Origin of the sequence: Streptomyces sp. NPDC006430 (assembly GCF_040612395.1) — a bacterium.
In the GTDB taxonomy this organism is placed as follows: Bacteria; Actinomycetota; Actinomycetes; order Streptomycetales; family Streptomycetaceae; genus Streptomyces.
In genome coordinates, this window is record NZ_JBEXQA010000007.1 from 116,165 (window position 1) to 134,170 (window position 18,006).

The following is an 18,006-nucleotide window of genomic DNA, read 5'->3' on the forward strand; positions in this document are numbered from 1 at the left end:
ATTCAACACGCACCCTGCGGGGGGCGTAAGGGGGGAGCGTCAGGCGCGCGATACTTCGTGAGGTGCGTCCAACGCGTTGATGATGGTGCGGAATTCACCGACCAGGGGGTGGTCGGGGTGCGCTTCGGCGAATATGCGCTCGCCGTACAGGGCGGCCATTTCCGGCACATAAGGAAGGATCCCGGCCAGGGGGGCGCCGTACACCTCCTCGGCACGCCGGCGGACCTGTTCCCCGTCCGCGCCCTCGGGGGCCATGCTCATGACCAGAGCCCGTCGGCAGGCCAGCCGCCCGGCCAGAGCGATGGTCTCCTCGACGCCGGAGAGGTCGATCCGGTCGACCCGGGCCATGATCATCAGTACGTCGGCGCTCGCCATGGCGGTCACCGACTCGTTGTTGAGTCCGGCATGGGTGTCGAGCAGCAACACGTCGAGCGCGTAGTGCTCGATCAGCCGGTCGAAGCCCTCCGGCAGCAGCCCCACGTCGTAACCGCTGGTCATCAGCTCGCGCAGGGCGGCCGTCCCCGTCCGGGCCGGTACGACGTACAGGCCCGGACCGCAAGCGCCGACCTGTTGGGCAGTGGCCTCGATCTCGCACCGCCCGAGCAGGTAGTCGGCCAGGGAGGGGCCCGGACCGAGACGGAAGAGCAGGTCCAGGGTGGGCGACTGGATGTCCGTGTCGACCACCCCCACCCGGCGTCCCTCGCCCGCGATGAGCAGGGCCAGGTTCGCCAGTACCGAGGACTTCCCCGTACCGCCGCGGTGCGAGTGCACCACGATGGTCCGGGCCATCAGGCCACCGCCGTACGGCCCGCGGCGGTACGGCCCCCGCGCGGCCCCCGCGCCGCACGGGGCCGGTGCAGGGCCAGCATGGTGACGTCGTCGTGCTGTTCGGCCGTGCCGGTGTGCTCGCGCACCGCGGCGTCCATGCGGTCGACCACCTCCCTGCCGCTCGCCGGGGGGCCGGCGAGGAGCTCCAGCATCCGCTCGTCACCGAGGAAGCTGCCGCCCGGGCAGCGCGCCTCGGGCACTCCGTCCGTGAACACGAAGAGGGTGTCACCCGGCTCCAACTGGGCGTAACCGAGCGTGTACACGCAGTCGGGCAGTACCCCGACGGCAGGTCCGGTGACTTCCAGGGCGAGCGGGCCGCCACCGTCGGCCCGCAGCAGCAGCGGCGGGTTGTGGCCGCCGTTGATGTACACGAGGCTGCCGGTCAGCGGGTCGAGCACACCGAAGAACAGGGTGGCGAAGTAGCCCTGCCTCAGGTGGTTCCGGGTGAGGTAGCCGTTGGTGGCGGTGACCGCGTTGAGCAGCGGTGTCGCGCCGACGACGGGTATCCGCCGACTGCCGCCCGCCCGCCCGGCGGCCACCAGGTGTTGCAGTCCGCTGTTCTCGGCGGTGTGCCGCAGCAGCGAGCGGATCAGGGCCATGAAGAGCGCGGCGCCGACCCCCTTGTCGCAGACGTCGGCGACGACGAAGGCGAGCCGGCGTCCGCGGGAGATCTCGAAGACGTCGTAGAAGTCCCCGGCGACCTGCCGGGCGGGCCGGAACCGTACGTCGATCTCCCAGCCTTCGGGCACCGGCAGCGATTCGGGCAGGAACCCGGCCTGGATCTCCCGACCGATCTCCAACTCCTTCTCGTACCCCATGAGTTCGGCGCGGGCATCGGCTTCGCGCAGGGTGCGGCCCAGTCCGGCCCGCTCCGAGCAGCTGTGCAGCCGGGCCCCGACGAGGGCGGGCAGGAAGGGCGGTACGAGGTAGTCGTGGCCCAGCCGGACGTGTTCCTCCAGGGCGGCGAACTCGGTCACCGTCCAGACGACCACGATGGGAGCCCCGCCCCAACGGCGCAGCCGGCGTACGGCCAGCCGTACCGACTCTCCCTCGGCCTCGGCCGGGGCGAGCAGTACGTCGGCCACGGGCAGATCGTCGAGCGGGCCGCTCAGCAGCTCCGTCAGGGTGCGGGCGACGAGCGACGCGTCCATCGTCGCCAGCGCGTCGAGCAGCTCCGCCGGAGGCGGCGGGTACTCGTCGAGGATGATCACGTTCGTGGAGGGCATGGCTCCGTCCCCTCAGCCTTCACGGTCAGCGTGCTGATGTTGCGGCCGTCCCTGCGTACGTAGCTGAATTCGTCCACGCTGGTCAGGGCCAGGTGGATGCCGAGTCCACCGATCCGCCGCCGCTCGGGAGGAGTCCCGGGGGCAGGGGGCAGGCGGCCCTCGACGGGGTCGAAGGCCGGTGCGGAGTCCGTGAGGGATATCTGCACCCGGCCGGGACCGGAACGGCCGCGGACGGTGATCCGCCCGTCGCCGCCCCGGTACCCGTGCATCACGATGTTCGTGGCCAGCTCGTCCACGGCCAGCCGGATCCGGTACGCGGCCCGCTTGTCCAGGCCCGCCCGGCCGGCCAGCCGCAGGACGAACGAGGCGATGTCGCCCAGTGCCCCAGTCGTTGCGGGCACCTCCAGTTCGGCGGGCGTCCTCGCCAGTTCGACCATGTCGCGCAGCGGGTCGGCCATCGGCCTCACTCGTCCGAGAGCACGATGCTGCGGTCCAGCCCGGCCGTCCGGATGGTGCGGGAGACGGGCTCGATCGCGCCGACCACCTTGATCGTCACGTGGTTCGCGACCTTCTGCTGGGCGAAGACCAGGGAGCGCAGCCCGGCACTGGCCATGTAGCCGACGCCGGCCATCCTGATCTCGACCGTGCCGGTGCCGTGCCCGGCGGCCTTCTCGATGGTCTGGTGGAAGTCCGGTGCGGTCTTGGCGTCCAGCTCGCCCGCCAGTTCGATCACGGTGGTGTCGCCCTCGATGCTCAGGGACACGGAAAGCGGCATGTGAGGTCTCCTTCGGCCGTACGGTTCGGATCGTTCGGTCGTCCGGTCGGTCGTTCGCTCCTGACGCGGACGGGCTAGAGCTCGGGATCGGGCGTCCGGCCGACCAGGATCACGACCGAGCGCGGACCGATCAGGTACTTCCCGGCGTTCTCCAGCTCGGGCTCGCCCCCCGGGGTGCGGATGTCGTACGGGGCCTCGGCCCCCGTGTCCGCGAACAGGTGCCAGCTGCGCCCGTGCGGCAGCGCGGGCAGCTCCAGGTCGCGCGGCTCCCAGTGGGCGTTCATGGCCACGTACACCACGTCGTCGTCCCCGGTACCGCAGCGGGCCACCACCAGCAGCCGGCTCTCGGGTGACCAGTCGGGCTGCCAGGCCCGTTCCCCGTGCCAGCTGATGTCCGGCAGGCCGAGGCTCTCCCGGAACTGGCCGGTGGGGTGGGACGTGGAGCGCAGCTCACGGTGGCGTCCCCGGAAGGCGATCATCTCCCGGGTGAAGCGGAGCAGTTCGGCGTTGTCGTCGACCTGGTCCCAGTCGAACCAGGAGAGCTCGTTGTCCTGGCAGTACGTGTTGTTGTTGCCCTGCTGGGTGCGTGCGACCTCGTCCCCGGCCAGCAGCATCGGGATGCCCTGACTGGTGAAGAGGATGGCCAGGGCGTTCTTCATCTGCCGCAGCCGCAACGCGTTGACCTCGGCGTCCTCGGTCGGTCCCTCGACCCCGCAGTTCCAGCTGTTGTTGTCGTTGGCCCCGTCGTTGTTGCCCTCGCCGTTCGCCTCGTTGTGCTTGTCGTTGTACGAGACGAGGTCGGCCAGGGTGAAACCGTCGTGGGCGGTGAGGAAGTTGACCGAGGCGGAGGTGCCGCGGCTGGCGTACAGGTCGGGCGAGCCGGCGATCCGGGTGGCCAGCTCCCCGGTCATCCCGGGGTCGCCCTTGAGGAAGCTGCGCACGGTGTCGCGGTACTTCCCGTTCCACTCCGCCCAACGGCCGTACGCCGGGAAGTTGCCGACCTCGTAGAGGCCGCCCGCGTCCCAGGCCTCGGCGATGAGCTTGGTGTGCCGCAGGACCGGGTCGTAGGCGAGCAGCTCCAGCAGCGGCGGGTTGGGCAGCGGAGTGCCGTCCAGGTCCCGGCCGAGGATGGCCGCGAGGTCGAAGCGGAAGCCGTCGATGTGGTAGTCGGCGACCCAGTGGCGCAGGCAGTCGAGCACGTAGTTGCGCACGACGGGGTGGTTGCAGTTGACCGTGTTGCCCGTGCCGCTGAAGTTGAAGTAGTACCCCTCGGGCGTGAGCATGTAGTACGTGGCGTTGTCGAGCCCCTTGAAGGAGATCGTCGGCCCCTGCTCGTTGCCCTCGGCGGTGTGGTTGAAGACGACGTCGAGGATGACCTCGATGCCGGCCGCGTGTAGGTCCTTGATCAGGGTGCGGAACTCGTCGCCCTGCATGCCGTAGCGTCCGGTGGCCGCGTAGCCGGCCTTGGGCGCGAAGAACGAGACGGTGTTGTAGCCCCAGTAGTCGAAGAGCCGTTCCCCCGTCTCCGGGTTGGTCCGCGGGTTGTCACTCTCGTCGAACTCGAACACCGGGAGCAGCTCGATGCAGTTGATCCCGAGCTCCTTCAGGTACGGGATCTTCTCCCGCAGCCCCGCGAAGGTGCCGGGGGCGGTAACCCCCGAGGAGGGGTGCCGGGTGAAGCCGCGCACGTGGGTCTCGTACACGACGAGGTCCTCGGCGGGGAGCCGCAGCGGTGTGTCGTCGCCCCAGTCGAAGTCCTGGAGGCAGACCCGCGAGCGGTACTGGTAGCCGCGACTGCGGTCCGGTTCCACGCCCCAGACGTCGCGGCCGGCGATCAGCCGGGCGTAGGGGTCGGAGAGGATCTGTCGGGCGTCGAAGCGGTGCCCGGTGACCGGGTCGTACGGACCGTCGGCCCGGTACCCGTACTCGATGTTCTCGTGGTCGAGGCCGAAGACCGTCATGGCGAAGACGCTGCCGGTGCGGAACTCCTCGGGGAACTGCAGCTCGGCCATCGGCTCGGGCTCTCCGCGCTTGAAGATGACCAGGGTCATGGTGGTGGCCTGGTCGGAGAAGACGGAGAAACTGACCCCGCCGGGGACCACGTTGGCCCCGAAGGGGAACGGCTTGCCCGCGCGGACGCGGTACCCGCCCACTTCGTGGGTCGGGTACGCGTCGACGCGCAGGACCTGTTCGGAGGAGGCGTCGGTCATCGCGCGGCCTTGGCCTTCGTCGCCGCGGCGGCTGCCTCGCCGGTCTCGAAGAAGTCGAGGAAGCCGGTGGCCGACATGACGAACCGGACTTCCTCGCTCACCCCGTAGAGGGTGACGGCGACCCCGACGTGCTGGGCTTCGCGGTAGGCGACGAGCAGCGTGCGCAGGCCCGCGCTGGAGACGTAGGTGACGGCCGTGAGGTCGATTCGCAACGGCCGGCTCTCGCGGACGAGCGGCAGCAGGGTCTGCAGCAGCTGTCCGGAGGTCTCGCTGTTGATCTCGCCGGTGGCGACGAGCACGGTGCCCGTCTTGTTCCGGCGTTCCTTGAGGTTGAGAGTCATTGCCTTCCCCTCTTACTTGGGGCGCCCCCCGTTGGGCACTACTTGGTCACCGGCCGCAGCCGGACCTTGACTTTGACCCGTCCCTGGACGTCGGGCAGCCGGACGGTGAGCCCGTCGGCGTCGAAGTCCCGGTACGGCTTCTCGTCGATCTCGACGGACGCGATCTGCACCGAACCCGCGGGCAGCAGGTCGGGCGAGACGCGCAGGACGCGCTCGGGCAGGTTCGTCGGATCGGGCTTGAAGTGGAAGTCCATCTCCCGCCCGTTGACGAGCAGGTTGTTGTAGACGGCGGACAGGTAGCAGAGCTCCGCCGAGTGGTACATGGACATCGAGTGGCTGCCCTTGAGCCGCTCGGTGCCGAGCAGGTACGGCGTACCGCTGGCGAGCACGTTGAAGTAGACGGCTCCCTCGTCGTGGTCGAGGAAGAAGGTGTTGTAGAAGGCCTCCGCCTGCCGCGCCTCGCGCAGGAAGGCGTCGCCGCCGACCGTGCCGTTCAGGATGAGGTAGGCGAGGATCGCCTGCTCCTGCTGCCACCAGGCCTTGCGGTCGTGCCAGGCGAAACGATACGTCTCCTGGTCGCCCTGCTTGACCCGCTCGACGACGTCGTACCAGCCCCCGCGCTGCTGGTCGCTGCCGACGGCCGGCATGATCTCGCCGATCTTGCGGGCGAGCTCCTCGTAGGCCGGCTTCGGCTTCAGGGAGTTCATCCGCATCAGGTTCCAGGCGATCTTCAGGTTGTGCCCGACCACCGCACGGTTCTGCTGCCAGCTGTGCGCGGTGTCGTGCGACCAGTCACGGAAGAAGCGTTCCTGGACGAAGGGGCTGTTCTCGTAGTCCGGGAACCTGTCCGCGATGGTGTCGAAGGTGTATTCGAGGAAGTCGGCGTACTTCTGCTCGCCGGTCGCCAGGTACAGGTTGATCAGGTACGCGGGCGCGTGGTCGCCGACCGAGTTCCAGTTCTTGCGCTCGGCGTTCTCACCGAGGGACTCGTGGTCCGCGCTGAACAGGATCGGGTCGATGTGCGAGTAGTAGCCGCCCTGCTCGCGGTCCAGGAAGAACTTGTCGAACAGCCGGATGGTCGCGTCCGCGTCGTTCTTGATCCGCAGGTCACCGGTGACCCGGTAGGTCTGGATCGGGCCGGCCAACGCATAGATCTGCTCGTACATCGGGATCGCGTCGTAGTCGTCGGAGAACTCCGAGGTGAACAGCTTGCGCTCGCTGTCGCCGTCGACGCTGATGCCGTGGTACCAGAAGACCACGTCCTCCTCGCTGTCCACGACCCGCATGTGCTTGCGCAGGTACTCGGTGCCGCGCTCGGCGACCTCCAGGTACTCGTCCTTGCCGGTCAGCAGGTAGGCGGAGGCCATGCCGTAGACCAGGCGGGAGATGGTGTCCGTCTCCTGGACGTGGCTGGCGGTCTTGTCGCCGCCGAGCCTGATCTCGGTGCGGTACTCGGTGAAGTCCACCGGGCCCTCGCCGAACTGCGCCCGCTTGTAGAAGTCGGCCAGCGACTCGATCTGCTTGACCCACCAGCTGGGCTCCTCGAAGCGGTAGTCCTCGGCGCCGCGGCCCAGGAACACCAGGCGCTTGGCGTCGAAGCGCCCGCCCTGCTCCGGGTAGTGGACCCCGTAGACGAAGAGGAACCGGCCGGGCGAGAGCATCTCGTCGATGTGCCCGGAGGCGTCGATGTACGGCTCGTCCAGGTTGCGCACCAGCTCGGCGCTCGGGTCCCCGGCGAGGGAGACGTCGAACTCGCGGCCGTCCGAGGTCTTCAACCGCAGCAGGCGGGACTCGGAGTCGAAGCGGCCGACGTAGCCCGCGATGGTGTCGGAGAAGGTGAAGCTCACGGCGTCCGTCATGTCATGCCGTCCTTTGTTTGAGGGCTCGGTTCGCCTCCGGGGCGCTTGATGCCTCACTCACAGGCGCGCCCCTTCGGCTCACTCGCCGGAGGATGGGTGCGTGCGGTCGTCCTCGAAGCCCTGGCTGACCTCGACGATCACCCCGTCGGGATCGCGGACCCAGACGGTCCGCCAGCCGCAGATGAAGTCGTCGAAGTCCAGCGGCCCCAGGGTCACGTCGGCCGCGTCGCCCAGCTCCGCCAGGAACGCGTCCACGCTGTCGGTCTGAAAGGCCAGGTGACGCATCCGGCCGGGGGTCTGCGGCCCGTCTCCCCCCGCTACCGCTGTGGGGTCCTCCGGCGCCTGCCGGGTCGGTTCGGTGCCGGCCGCGAAGAGCTCCAGGTACGCGTCCCCCTTGCGCAGGAACACGATCTGGGCCTCTCCGAGATCGACCACCCTGGCCCGTGCGAAGCCGAAGTACCGGGTGTAGAACTCCTCGGTGGTCTTCTGGTCCGTGCAGTTCAGGCCCACGTGCGACCAGACCATCCGTCCCATCAGGCGGCCCCCCGGCCCCGCCCCGCCGCGATCAGTTCGATGATCCGGCGGGCGAAGAGGTGGTGGTGGGCGCCGGTGCGGCCGGTGACCAGGTCCCCGTCGACGACCACGTCCTCGTCGACGTACTCGGCTCCCATGTTCCGCACGTCACCGATGAGATTGTTGTGGCACACCACCTTGCGACCACGCACCTTGCCCGGGATCGAGGACGCCAGCCACATGCCGTGGCAGATGATCCCCTTGAGGACCGTCGGCTCCTCGAACGCCCGGCGCAGCAGCTCCGTCGCGGGCGCCAGCACGTCCACGTCCTCGGTGTAGCGCAGCCGGTCGGCCACCATGCCCGAGGGCACGATGAGCGCCGCGTACCGGCGCAGGTCCTCGCCGCTCAGCCCCTCCAGGGACTTGTCGGCGGTGAACGGCGCCCGGTACTCGTGACCGGCGAAGGTGAGGGAGTCGTTGCCCCACAGCCGGGTCAGGAAGTCGACCTCGGCGCCCTCCTCGGCGAACCGGTGCTGGTAGTAGAAGATCTCCGGCTCGTAGAAGTCGCTCTCGACCAGGACCGCGATCCGGGTCCCGGTCAGCGCGCCCTCGCGCAGCACCACGTCAGGCACGGGGCACCCCCCTGTTCATACCGGTGAGGAAGTCCGCCGCGCGTTCGGCGATCATCGCGATGGCGGCGTGGCAGTTGCCCGACGGCACGGCGGGCATCACGCTGGCGTCGACGACGCGCAGGTTGCGCACGCCGTGCACCCGCAGCTCGGGGTCGACGACGGAGAGGTCGTCGATGCCCATGCGGCAGGAGCCGGACTGGTGGTGGTAGCTCTCGGCCTTCTGCTTCACGAACGTGCGCAGGTCCTCGTCGGTGCCGTAACCGGGACCGGGCTGGAGCTCCTGCTTGTACCAGGGCGAGAAGGCCGAGGTCGCGAAGATCTCGCGGGCCAACTTGACCCCCTGCACCATCCGTTCCAGGTCCCACCGGTCGCCCAGGTAGTTCGGGTTGATCAGCGGGTGGGCCAGCGGATCGGCGCTCGCGAGCCTGATCCAGCCGCGGGAGGCGGGACGGACCACGCCGGGCAGGATGCTCACCGTGTTCGGGTGGTCCTTGCCGACGATCACGTCGAACGGCACGTGGACGAAGGCGATCTGCAGGTCGGGGGCGGGTAGCCCGGGCTGGGACGAGAGGAACAGAGCGCTCTCCGACAGGTTCTGCGCCGGCGGCGGGAGTTCCTGGGTGACCTCGGCCATGAGCCCGGTCAGGACGTGGTTGTGGAAGTTCTCGCCGACCCCGGGCAGTGCCGCGGTGACCTCGATGCCGTGCTCGCGCAGCTGCTCCGGCCGGCCGATGCCGGAGAGCAGCAGCAGCTTCGGGGACTCGATCGCCCCGGCCGCCACGATCACCTCCCGGCGGGCCCGTACGGAGTGCAGCCCGGGCTCGACTGCCGAGCCGCCGGGGCCGTGGACAGCCCCCACGGTCCGGCCGGGGAACTCGGCGGGCGGTGCGAGCTGGACGTACTCGACGCCGGTGCAGGTGTCGCCGTCGAAGAGCAGCCGGGTGCTCTGCGCGCTCGTGCGCAGGGTCAGGTTGGAGCGGTCGAGCGCGGGCTCCAGATAGGCGGCGAGGGTGCCCTGGCGACGGCCGTCCGCCACGTCGAGGTGGTGCCAGCCGGTGCCGAAGAGGCCGCGCCGGGGACCGTCGGTGTTGAAGTCCGCGATCTCCTGGTGGCCGAGTTCGACGGCCGCGTCGATGAAGGCGCGGGAGACCGGGTTGGGGCCGTGTTGACCGGCGTTGGTGATGCGCTGCGGGCCGCGGGTGCCGGTGGTGGCGGCGGTGACGTCCTCCTGGCCCTCCATGAGGGCGAAGTACGGGAGGACGTCCTCGTACGCCCAGCCGGCGGCGCCCTGGTAGGCCCAGTTGTCGAAGTCCGAGGCGTGGCCGCGGATGTGCATCATGATGTAGAGGTTGCTGCTGCCGCCGGGGGCCTTGCCCCGCGGTTCGTACGTACGGCGGCCGTCGAGCCCGGGCTGCGGGACGCTGGTGTAGCCCCAGTCGACCGACCCGCCCAGCAGCTTGTACCAGGAGGACGGGTCGTCCACCTCGGGCGGGATGCGGTTGCCGCCCGCCTCCAGGACCAGGACGGAGACGTCCGGGCCTGCGGAGAGCCGGTTCGCGAGGACGCTGCCCGCGGTGCCGGATCCCACGATGACGTAGTCGTACTCATCTCTGTCGGCGATCGCCACGAGTCGGCCCCCCTCAGCCCTGGCTCAGCACCTGGAACGGGACGGTGTCGTGGTAGTTCGCCATGTAGGCGATCTTTCCGTCCACGATCCGGAAGAAGTTCATGACCTCGGCCTCGATCGCCTCGCCGGAGGCGCTGACGGCGCTGAGGTGGGAGACGGCCGCGGCCTTCTCCCCGTCGACGAGGAAGTGCACGGGCTCGTTCCGGAAGACGCGGTACATCGTCCCCATGCCCTTCATCATCGAGCGCAGGACCTCCAGCCCCTCGATGTGTCCGGCGAGCTGCTCGTCCATGACCTGGTCATCGGCGAACAGGTCGCACCAGCGGTCCCAGTCCCCGGCGTTGGCGTACTCGTAGTACTTCTCAAGGATCTTTCGTGCGTCCACAGCGCTCATCGCGCTCCTCCCCCTATCGGTCCCGGCGGGATCCGTCCGGTGCGAACGGCGCCCAGAACTGGCTGAAGGCGGTCGCCGAGTCCCCGAAGAGCCCGTCGCGGCCCTCGACGATCCGGCCGTCCCGCCACCGCATGAAGTGGAAGACCGGGTAGTCCATCCGCTCGTACGGGGACGTGCTCGCCCGGTCGGCGCCGTCGCGCAGGGCAACGTTGCGGCAGACGTCGGCGCTGCAGTCCTCGCCGACGAGGACCGCCTGGACGTCCATCCGGAAGGTGCCGGCCGTGAGCTTGTGGGTCTGGCCCATCAGCTCCAGGAAGGCGTCCAGGCTCTCGTACCAGCCGGCCAACGGGTGGTTGCCCGGCACCAGCCAGCGCAGGTCCTCGGAATAGAACTCGAGGATGCGGGCCCGGTCGCCGGAGCCGAGGGCGGCGTAGGCCGCCTCGACCCGCTCCCGTGTCACTTCGGTCATCGTCGCTTCTCCTTCGCCGACGCTCAGAGCGAGCCGGAACCGGGCATCGGCGCCAGGTCGTTGACGGTGTACTGCTTGATCAGCGGTCCGTCGGGACCGGCCACGACCGTCCAGGTCTGGTCGGCGTCGAAGCCGAGCCACTGGCTGCGGGCGGCCGGCGGGTCCCAGATCTTGGCCTGCCAGTTGACGAGGACCCGGACGATGGCCCGGTCGCCCTCGATGACGGGCTCCACCTTGGTGACCGTGTGCACCTCGTCGAAGAAGCGGTTCGTGACCGCCGCGTACCAGCGGGCGAAGCCCTGGTGTCCGAGGAAGGTGTCCTCGGGGACCTTGAACTCCAGGTCCTCGGTGCTGAGGGCGAGCACCTGGTCCAGCGGAAGGTGCTGGTCCAGGGCCACGTACCAGTTCTCCGCGAAGGTGCGGATCGCGTCCTCGGTCAGCCGCTCGGCGGGCATGCGGTCTCCTCCTGTCCGTCTGTCCGTGCTGGATGCTCGGTGTTGGGCTCTGGTCAGATCTGGATGTCGACGAGGAACGGACCGGGGTGGTCCAGCATCCGGCCCACGGCCGAGGCCGCCTCGTCCGGCTTCTCCACCCGTACGCCGTCGGCGCCGAGCGCCCGGGCCAGCCCTGCGAAGTCGATCTCGGGGTGGGAGAGGTCGAAGGAGCCCGGGAATCCGTGCTCCGGGATGTCCCGCTCCCGCCAGTACTGGGCGATGTTGTCGTCCAGCAGCCGGTACTTGCGGTTGTTGCAGACCACGAACTTGGCGTCGATGCCGTGCCGGACCGCGGTCCACAGCGCCTGGTACGTGTACATCGACCCGCCGTCGCCCGCGAAGCCGACGACGAGGCGGTCGGGGCGGGCCAGCTTGGCCCCGACCGCCCCCGGGAAGCCCACTCCGAGCGAACCGCCCCGGGTCAGGTGGTAGTCGCCCGGTCGCTCAGCCGGCAGGTACCTGGTCACCAGCGGGGAGGTGGTCAGCGCCTCGTCGAAGACGATCAGGTCCCCGCCCGTCCGCTCGGCCAGGGTCCGCAGGAAGACGGCCATCGGCGTGCCGTCCTCTTCCGCCTCCGCGGACCGGGCGGCCAGCGCCCGCTCCCGGGTGCGGGCGTCGAGCCGGGCGGCGGCGACCGCCCTGCGCTGCGGGGTCAGCAGGCGTTCGAGTACGCCGGCCAGCGCGCGCAGCGCCTGCTTGGGGTCGGCGGCCAGGCCCAGGTCCACCGGGTGGTTCTTGGCGATCTCGTACGCGTTCAGGTCGATGTGGACGACCTTGGCGCCGGGCCGGAAGGGGCTCTCCAGTTCGGGGAACACCTCCGGGAAGACGTAGGTGCCAACGATCAGCACCCCGTCCGCGCCGCCGACGAGCTCCTTGCTGTGCGGGCCGAACATGTGGCCCGTCTGGCCCCGGCGCAGCGGGTGCGAGGCCGCGATGTTCACCTCCGAGGAGTCCACCTCGTACACGTCGGCGCCCAGCAGCTCGGCGACGGCGACGAGTTCGCGCTGGGCCCCGGAGAGCGACACCCCGTCGCCGACGAGGACGACGGGCCGCTCTGCGGAGGCGAGCAGCTCCGCAGCCCGCCCCACCGAGGCCGGCGAGGGCGCCACGTCCGTGAGGGGCACCGTGGTGGGCAGGATGGGCTCGGAGTTCAGCTCGTCGAGCACGTCCATCGGCAGGGCCACGAACACCGGGCCGCGCGGCGGGGTCAGGGCGATCTTGACCGCCCGTCGGACGGTGCGCAGTACGGAGTGCCGGTCGGTGACCCGCGTCGCGTACTTAGTGACCGGCTTCGCCATCGCCACCAGGTCGGACGCCATCTGCGCGTCCATGGCGTCGTAGCGGACCCCGGCGTCGCCCGCGACCACGACCAGCGGGGTGTGGCCGCGCAGTGACTGGTAGAGCATCCCGATGCCGTTGCCCAAGCCCACTCCGGAGTGCAGCTGGAGCAGGGCCGCGCCGCCGGTGGCCCGGGCGTAGCCGTCGGCGATGCCGGCGGCCACGGTCTCCTGGAGGGCGAGGACGTAGTGGAATTCCTCCGCCGCGTCCACCGCGTCGAGGAATCCCTGTTCCACCGTCCCCGGATTTCCGAACATCACATTCAGACCGTCGGCCTTGAACTGCTCGATCAGCCTTTCCCGTCCGGGAGTGGCTTCGGAATTCATCGAACTCCCCCTCTTTCTCACGGGTTTCTGGATCACCACCCGTACCGGGTGAGGCCTTCCTCCAGGACTTCCACGATCTTCTGTCCCGTGAGATAGGAGTCGGGGGTGGAGCGGCCGGTCACGAACGGGTAATCGACGATCACCGAGAGGGGGTGGCCGAAGTTCCCGTGGTACGCCCCGCGCGGGCCGGTCGCATCGCGCAGGATGTACTCCAGCGGGTACGGCGGCGGCCCCATGTTGAAATCGGTACCGAGGAATCCGGTGCCGTCCTTGTAGTCGTACTCCTTGCAGTGGCCGGTGACGTGCTTGCCCCAGATGATGCTCCTGCGGTCGCCCCAGTCGCGGGCGAAGGCCAGGCAGGCCACCCCGTAGCACTCGGCCGCCACGACCTTGCCCGCCTTCTTGAAGGCCAGGATCAGGGCGTGCACCCGCTCGTTGTTGGCGAGGTCGACGATGGGGCCGCTGCCGCCGACGATGAGGACCGCGTCGTAGCCGGCGATGTCCGACTCCAGCTTGTCCAGGTCGCGGTGGTACTGCTCCAGCTTGCGGAGGTAGTCCTCGTCGCTCGTGTACGGGCGCTCGGGGACCCACGCCTCGATGTCGAGCGGCGAGTCCAGCCGGCTCGACCGCTCGAACTCGCGGCCCAGCCGGGCGTTCTCCTCGGTCGTGACCGAGCGTCCCAGTGGAGGGTCGATGTAGTTCGCGTCGAGGCTCGGCGGAAGAGCGTGCGCACGCTTTCCGGTCGGCGTGGCGAATACGACTTCATAGCCCCGCTCATCGAACTTCGATACGGGGCCTATCAACTCTTCGGCCCAGTAACCGTGTTCGGAGACAATGACCAGAATCTTTCTGCTCACGGATTCCTCCAGGCGCCGCCTGTTGTCGTTGGCGTCCACCACACTGCTTGTGCCCGGGGCCTGCGTCAAAGCGCCCGTGTGCGACTTCGTGAGGTAGCGGGGCAGGTCGCAGGGCCACCTCACGTAGTCGCTTCCGGAGGTCATGAAGTAGCTGCGAGACTTCATGACTTCGGCCGAATCGCTGAACCATTACCGAGGCCCGGACCTATGGTCTGGACGCGCCGTGAATCACGGGTGCGCAAAGGATCGAGGAGAGGGACGGGGACGATGACGACGGACCTGTTGTGCACGCACGTCGATCAGATACGTCCGGTGAAGCCGGGCACCGAGGGCTGCGAGGAGTGTCTCGTCCTCGGCGACGCCTGGGTGCACCTGAGGATGTGCCTGAGCTGTGGGCACGTCGGATGCTGCGACTCCTCGAAGAACCGCCACGCCACCAAGCACTACCGCACCACCGAGCACCCCGTCGCGGCGTCGCACGAGCCCGGCGAGACGTGGGCCTGGTGCTACGCCGACCAGCTGATGCTGGACGAGGTGTGACCGGCCCCGAGATTCACCGCTGCGTCGCCGTGCGCGGCTCGCCCCCGGGCCGCGACCGGGACGGCGCGGGCCACCCGCTCCCGACGGGCCTTGCACGCCTCGGTGCGGACCGCGAGGCGCGCAAGGTCGTAGACCTCCCCCACGCACCCAAACGTCCGCGACAGCTCGACTGCCCGCGCATCGCTCGGAGGGACGAGGTACGTGACCGCCCGCTCCACAGGAGGAGAAGCCCCCGGACGCCGGGGGCGGCCATGTTCCGTGCACCATCCCACGCCACAGCATCACGCAGCGGCACTCCGCCGCTGCACGGCTCCGAGCCGAGGATGCGCTTGCTCCCCCGGCTGAAGTCGGCGGGTTCCACACAAGGAGATTGCGATGAGCTCCACGGCCCCCGAAAGCGCCCCCGCCACGGCGGCCGCGGCCGAGCGCGCGGAGAACAAGAAGCCCGTCATCCTGGCCGTCGACGACGATCCGCAGGTGCTGCGGGCCGTACGCCGTGACCTGCGCAGCGCCTACGGCGACCGCTACCGGGTACTCGGCGCCTCCTCGGCCGCCGACGCCCTCAAGATCCTGGATTCGCTCGACGAACGCGGCCACGACCCGGCCCTGTTCCTGGTGGACCAGCGGATGCCCGACGTCACCGGCGTCGAGTTCCTCCTCGAAGCGGTCAGCCGGTTCCCGGACGCCCGCCGCGTGCTGCTGACGGCGTACGCGGAGACGGACGCCGCGATCACCGCCATCAACCGGGTCCGACTGGACTACTACCTGCTCAAACCGTGGGACCCGCCGCACGAACGGCTCTTCCCGGTCCTGGACGACCTGCTCTCCGACTGGCTGGCCACCTACCGTCCCGCGTACGACGGCATCATCGTCGCCGGCCACCTCGTCTCCCCCGGCACCCATGCCGTGCGGGACTTCTTCACCCGCAACGGCCAGCCGTTCCGCTTCCTGAACGTCGAGCGGGATCCCGAGGCGCTGACCCTGATCGCCGCCCAGCCCGACGGGGCGCTCCCCCTCGTCCGCTTCCCGGACGGGACGGTGCTCTCCGCCCCGTCCGACACCGAGCTCGCCCGGCGCCTGGGGCTGGCCACCACCGCCTCGCGCCCGCACTACGAGTGCGTCATCGTCGGGGCGGGCCCCGCAGGTCTGGCGGCAGGCGTCTACGCGGCCTCCGAGGGCCTCTCGACGCTGATGCTGGACTCCCGCGCCCCGGGCGGCCAGGCCGGTACCTCCAGTCTGATCGAGAACTACCTCGGCTTCCCCTCGGGCCTCTCGGGCGGCGACCTGACCCGCCGGGCCACCATCCAGGCCTCCCGGTTCGGCGCCGAGATCCTGCACCCGGTGGAGGTGGTCTCGCTGACCCGGGACGATCCGGCGAAGATCCTGACGCTGGCCGACGGGACCGAGATCAGCGCCGAGACGGTGCTGCTGGCCACCGGGGTCTCGTACAACCGCCTGGAGGCCCCCGGCGCGGACCGCTTCGAGGGCGCGGGGCTGTACTACGGAGCGGCCACCACCGAGAGCTCGGCCTGCATCTCGCAGCACGTGTTCATCGTCGGCGGCGCCAACTCGGCCGGCCAGGCGGCGGTGCACTTCGCCAAGTACGCGGCCCGGGTGACGATCCTGGTCCGCGCCGCATCGCTGGACGCGAGCATGTCCCGCTACCTCATCGACGAGATCGACCGCACCCCGAACATCGAAGTGATGGTCCGTACGACGGTGGTCCGACTGGACGGTGACGAGCACCTGGAGACGCTGACCCTGCACGATGCGACGACCGGCGAGGACACGCAGGTACCGGCCCGCTTCATGTTCACCTTCATCGGCGCCCGCCCGCACACCGACTGGCTGTCCGGTGTGGTGGAGCGCGACGAGTACGGCTTCGTCCTGACCGGGTCCGACCTGATCGCGAACGGTGGTGAGCTCCCGGCGGAATGGAGCCTGGAGCGCGCCCCCTACCCGCTGGAGACCAGCGTTCCGGGTGTCTTCGCGGCGGGCGACGTCCGGGCCCACTCGGTCAAGCGCGTCGCCTCGGGCGTGGGAGAGGGGGCGATGGCGGTCTCGCTGCTCCACCGCTACCGCTCGATGGGCTGAGAAGGCTGCGAGGACTGCGAGGGCTACGTCAACGAAATGCAGCCCGATCGCTTGCGATCAAGCCACCTGCGGATGCAACGTTGATTACATGATTACATCCGAGCAGAGCGAGCAGCTTCGCACGTGGTTCGCGGATCGCCTTCCGGTGGACGTGTACGAGTCCCTGGTCGAGGTGGCGGTCGACCGCGAGGAGATCACGGTCGTGGGGACCATCCCGGCGACCGAGTCGGTCAAGGAGTTCCGCGAGCGCACCCGCGAGCAGCGCATCGAGGTGGCCCGGGAGGCGGAGGAGCTCTACCGCCGCAAGGTGGCCTGGGCCGTCCAGGCGGGAGACGACCGCGTGCTGTTCACCCACCTGGCGGTTCCGGTGATGACGCGCCTGCGCCAGCCCGAACGCCAGGTCCTCGACACCCTGGTCGCGGGCGGCGTGGCCCGTAGCCGGGCCGACGCCCTGGCCTGGTGCGTCCGCCTCGTCGGCCGCAACACGGACGCGTGGCTGACCGAGCTCCGCGACTCGCTGGCCAAGGTCCAGCAGGTCCGCGCGGCGGGCCCGGACGTCACGGACTCCCAGAAGTCTGAGTCGGAATGACGAAATCCCTCCCCACGCGCGCATGATCACGGAAGTCTGACTGCGACCGGCACCGATCACAGGGAGAGGCACGCCCCATGACCACCACCGTCGAATACATCCGCTACCGGATCGCATTGGACGACCAGCAGGCCTTCGAGGACTCGTACCGGCAGGCCGCGGAGGCCCTGGCCGCATCGCCCGAGTGCATCGACTACGAACTGGCCCGCTGCGAGGAGGAGAACGACCGCGAGCACTACGTCCTCCGCATCCGCTGGACCTCGGTCGACGCCCACCTCAACGGGTTCCGCAAGGGCGAGCACTTCCCGGCGTTCTTCAGCGCGATCCGCCCGTACGTGAAGGCCATCGAGGAGATGCAGCACTACCGCGTCACCGACGTGGCCGGCCCCGGAAAGGCCGCACCCCAGTCATGAGCACCACACCCGACACCACTCCCACCATCTACGAGTGGATGGGCGGAGCTGAGGCGATGAACCGCCTCACGGACGTCTTCTACGCCCACGCCCTGCAAGACGAGATCCTGGCCCCGGTCTTCGCGGGCATGGACTCGGAGCACCCCCGGCACGTCGCCGTCTGGCTGTCGGAGGTCTTCGGCGGCCCGGCGCAGTACACGGCCCACCACGGCGGCCACCAGCACATGGCCACCAAGCACCTGGGTCGCGGCATCACCGAGAAGCAGCGCCGCCGCTGGGTGGACCTGCTGATGGACACGGCCGACGAGGTCGGCCTCCCGACGGACCCCGAATTCCGCGGTGTGTTCGCCTACTACATCGAGTGGGGCACCCGGATGGCCCTGATCTACTCGGGCCCCAACCCCCCGCCGGTCGACGCGGCCGCCATCCCCGTCTGGTCCTGGGGGCAGACACCCCCCTGGATCCCGAAGGGCTGACCCCG

The 18,006-nt window shown here is 69.6% G+C and carries 20 protein-coding genes; 5 read left to right on the forward strand and 15 right to left on the reverse strand.

Going from position 1 to position 18,006, the window contains the following annotated elements; translation table 11 throughout:
- Positions 1 to 39: 39 nt before the first annotated feature.
- The 15 genes from ABZZ20_RS13325 to ABZZ20_RS13395 form a co-directional block, all read right to left on the reverse strand.
- Positions 40 to 789 carry a MinD/ParA family protein gene (locus ABZZ20_RS13325; RefSeq protein ID WP_356869533.1) on the reverse strand — a complete coding sequence of 250 codons (750 nt, stop codon included), beginning with the start codon at positions 787 to 789 and terminating at the stop codon, positions 40 to 42.
- The gene (locus ABZZ20_RS13330; protein WP_356869534.1) at positions 789 to 2,054 is read right to left on the reverse strand and encodes a PP2C family protein-serine/threonine phosphatase; all 1,266 of its coding nucleotides are present in this window, start codon (positions 2,052 to 2,054) and stop codon (positions 789 to 791) included. The genes ABZZ20_RS13325 and ABZZ20_RS13330 overlap by 1 nt, the downstream gene beginning before the upstream one ends.
- Positions 2,036 to 2,512, reverse strand: coding sequence for an anti-sigma regulatory factor (locus ABZZ20_RS13335; RefSeq protein ID WP_356869535.1), 477 nt, complete (start codon positions 2,510 to 2,512; stop codon positions 2,036 to 2,038). The genes ABZZ20_RS13330 and ABZZ20_RS13335 overlap by 19 nt, the downstream gene beginning before the upstream one ends.
- Positions 2,513 to 2,517: 5 nt before the next feature.
- Positions 2,518 to 2,829, reverse strand: a complete 312-nt coding sequence (locus ABZZ20_RS13340; protein ID WP_030157520.1) for an STAS domain-containing protein — start codon at positions 2,827 to 2,829, stop codon at positions 2,518 to 2,520.
- Between the two features lie 74 nt (positions 2,830 to 2,903).
- Positions 2,904 to 5,039 (reverse strand): glycogen debranching protein GlgX, encoded by a 2,136-nt coding sequence (gene glgX / locus ABZZ20_RS13345; protein ID WP_356869536.1) that lies wholly within the window; start codon positions 5,037 to 5,039, stop codon positions 2,904 to 2,906.
- Positions 5,036 to 5,380, reverse strand: a complete 345-nt coding sequence (locus ABZZ20_RS13350) for an STAS domain-containing protein (RefSeq protein ID WP_356869537.1) — start codon at positions 5,378 to 5,380, stop codon at positions 5,036 to 5,038. Before ABZZ20_RS13350 ends, glgX begins: the two co-directional genes overlap by 4 nt.
- 38 nt (positions 5,381 to 5,418) lie before the next feature.
- The gene (locus ABZZ20_RS13355) at positions 5,419 to 7,239 is read right to left on the reverse strand and encodes an AGE family epimerase/isomerase (protein WP_356869538.1); all 1,821 of its coding nucleotides are present in this window, start codon (positions 7,237 to 7,239) and stop codon (positions 5,419 to 5,421) included.
- Between the two features lie 78 nt (positions 7,240 to 7,317).
- Positions 7,318 to 7,773: a VOC family protein gene (locus ABZZ20_RS13360; protein WP_356869539.1), complete on the reverse strand. Its 456-nt coding sequence runs from the start codon at positions 7,771 to 7,773 to the stop codon at positions 7,318 to 7,320.
- On the reverse strand, positions 7,773 to 8,384 hold the full coding sequence (locus ABZZ20_RS13365; protein ID WP_356869540.1) for a DJ-1/PfpI family protein: 612 nt from the start codon (positions 8,382 to 8,384) through the stop codon (positions 7,773 to 7,775). Before ABZZ20_RS13365 ends, ABZZ20_RS13360 begins: the two co-directional genes overlap by 1 nt.
- Positions 8,377 to 10,011 carry a GMC oxidoreductase gene (locus tag ABZZ20_RS13370; RefSeq protein ID WP_356869541.1) on the reverse strand — a complete coding sequence of 545 codons (1,635 nt, stop codon included), beginning with the start codon at positions 10,009 to 10,011 and terminating at the stop codon, positions 8,377 to 8,379. The genes ABZZ20_RS13365 and ABZZ20_RS13370 overlap by 8 nt, the downstream gene beginning before the upstream one ends.
- Before the next feature lie 13 nt (positions 10,012 to 10,024).
- On the reverse strand, positions 10,025 to 10,405 hold the full coding sequence (locus ABZZ20_RS13375; protein ID WP_356869542.1) for a nuclear transport factor 2 family protein: 381 nt from the start codon (positions 10,403 to 10,405) through the stop codon (positions 10,025 to 10,027).
- Positions 10,406 to 10,418: 13 nt separating this feature from the next.
- Positions 10,419 to 10,874: a nuclear transport factor 2 family protein gene (locus tag ABZZ20_RS13380; RefSeq protein WP_356869543.1), complete on the reverse strand. Its 456-nt coding sequence runs from the start codon at positions 10,872 to 10,874 to the stop codon at positions 10,419 to 10,421.
- A gap of 23 nt (positions 10,875 to 10,897) precedes the next feature.
- Complete coding sequence (locus ABZZ20_RS13385) at positions 10,898 to 11,329, reverse strand: nuclear transport factor 2 family protein (protein ID WP_356869544.1); 432 nt, start codon at positions 11,327 to 11,329, stop codon at positions 10,898 to 10,900.
- A 53-nt stretch (positions 11,330 to 11,382) separates the two neighbouring features.
- Positions 11,383 to 13,032 (reverse strand): thiamine pyrophosphate-binding protein, encoded by a 1,650-nt coding sequence (locus ABZZ20_RS13390; RefSeq protein WP_356869545.1) that lies wholly within the window; start codon positions 13,030 to 13,032, stop codon positions 11,383 to 11,385.
- A gap of 32 nt (positions 13,033 to 13,064) precedes the next feature.
- Positions 13,065 to 13,889 (reverse strand): type 1 glutamine amidotransferase domain-containing protein, encoded by an 825-nt coding sequence (locus ABZZ20_RS13395; RefSeq protein ID WP_356869716.1) that lies wholly within the window; start codon positions 13,887 to 13,889, stop codon positions 13,065 to 13,067.
- Between the two features lie 267 nt (positions 13,890 to 14,156).
- Between ABZZ20_RS13395 and ABZZ20_RS13400 the strand changes: the two genes are divergently transcribed.
- From ABZZ20_RS13400 to ABZZ20_RS13420, 5 genes are all read left to right on the forward strand, one after another.
- The gene (locus tag ABZZ20_RS13400; RefSeq protein ID WP_356869546.1) at positions 14,157 to 14,429 is read left to right on the forward strand and encodes a UBP-type zinc finger domain-containing protein; all 273 of its coding nucleotides are present in this window, start codon (positions 14,157 to 14,159) and stop codon (positions 14,427 to 14,429) included.
- Between the two features lie 375 nt (positions 14,430 to 14,804).
- Positions 14,805 to 16,523: an FAD-dependent oxidoreductase gene (locus tag ABZZ20_RS13405; RefSeq protein WP_356869547.1), complete on the forward strand. Its 1,719-nt coding sequence runs from the start codon at positions 14,805 to 14,807 to the stop codon at positions 16,521 to 16,523.
- Positions 16,524 to 16,611: 88 nt separating this feature from the next.
- Positions 16,612 to 17,112, forward strand: a complete 501-nt coding sequence (locus ABZZ20_RS13410) for a hypothetical protein (RefSeq protein ID WP_356869548.1) — start codon at positions 16,612 to 16,614, stop codon at positions 17,110 to 17,112.
- A 77-nt stretch (positions 17,113 to 17,189) separates the two neighbouring features.
- Complete coding sequence (locus tag ABZZ20_RS13415; RefSeq protein WP_356850942.1) at positions 17,190 to 17,525, forward strand: antibiotic biosynthesis monooxygenase family protein; 336 nt, start codon at positions 17,190 to 17,192, stop codon at positions 17,523 to 17,525.
- The gene (locus ABZZ20_RS13420; RefSeq protein ID WP_356869549.1) at positions 17,522 to 18,001 is read left to right on the forward strand and encodes a group II truncated hemoglobin; all 480 of its coding nucleotides are present in this window, start codon (positions 17,522 to 17,524) and stop codon (positions 17,999 to 18,001) included. The genes ABZZ20_RS13415 and ABZZ20_RS13420 overlap by 4 nt, the downstream gene beginning before the upstream one ends.
- The last annotated feature ends 5 nt before the right edge of the window (positions 18,002 to 18,006 follow it).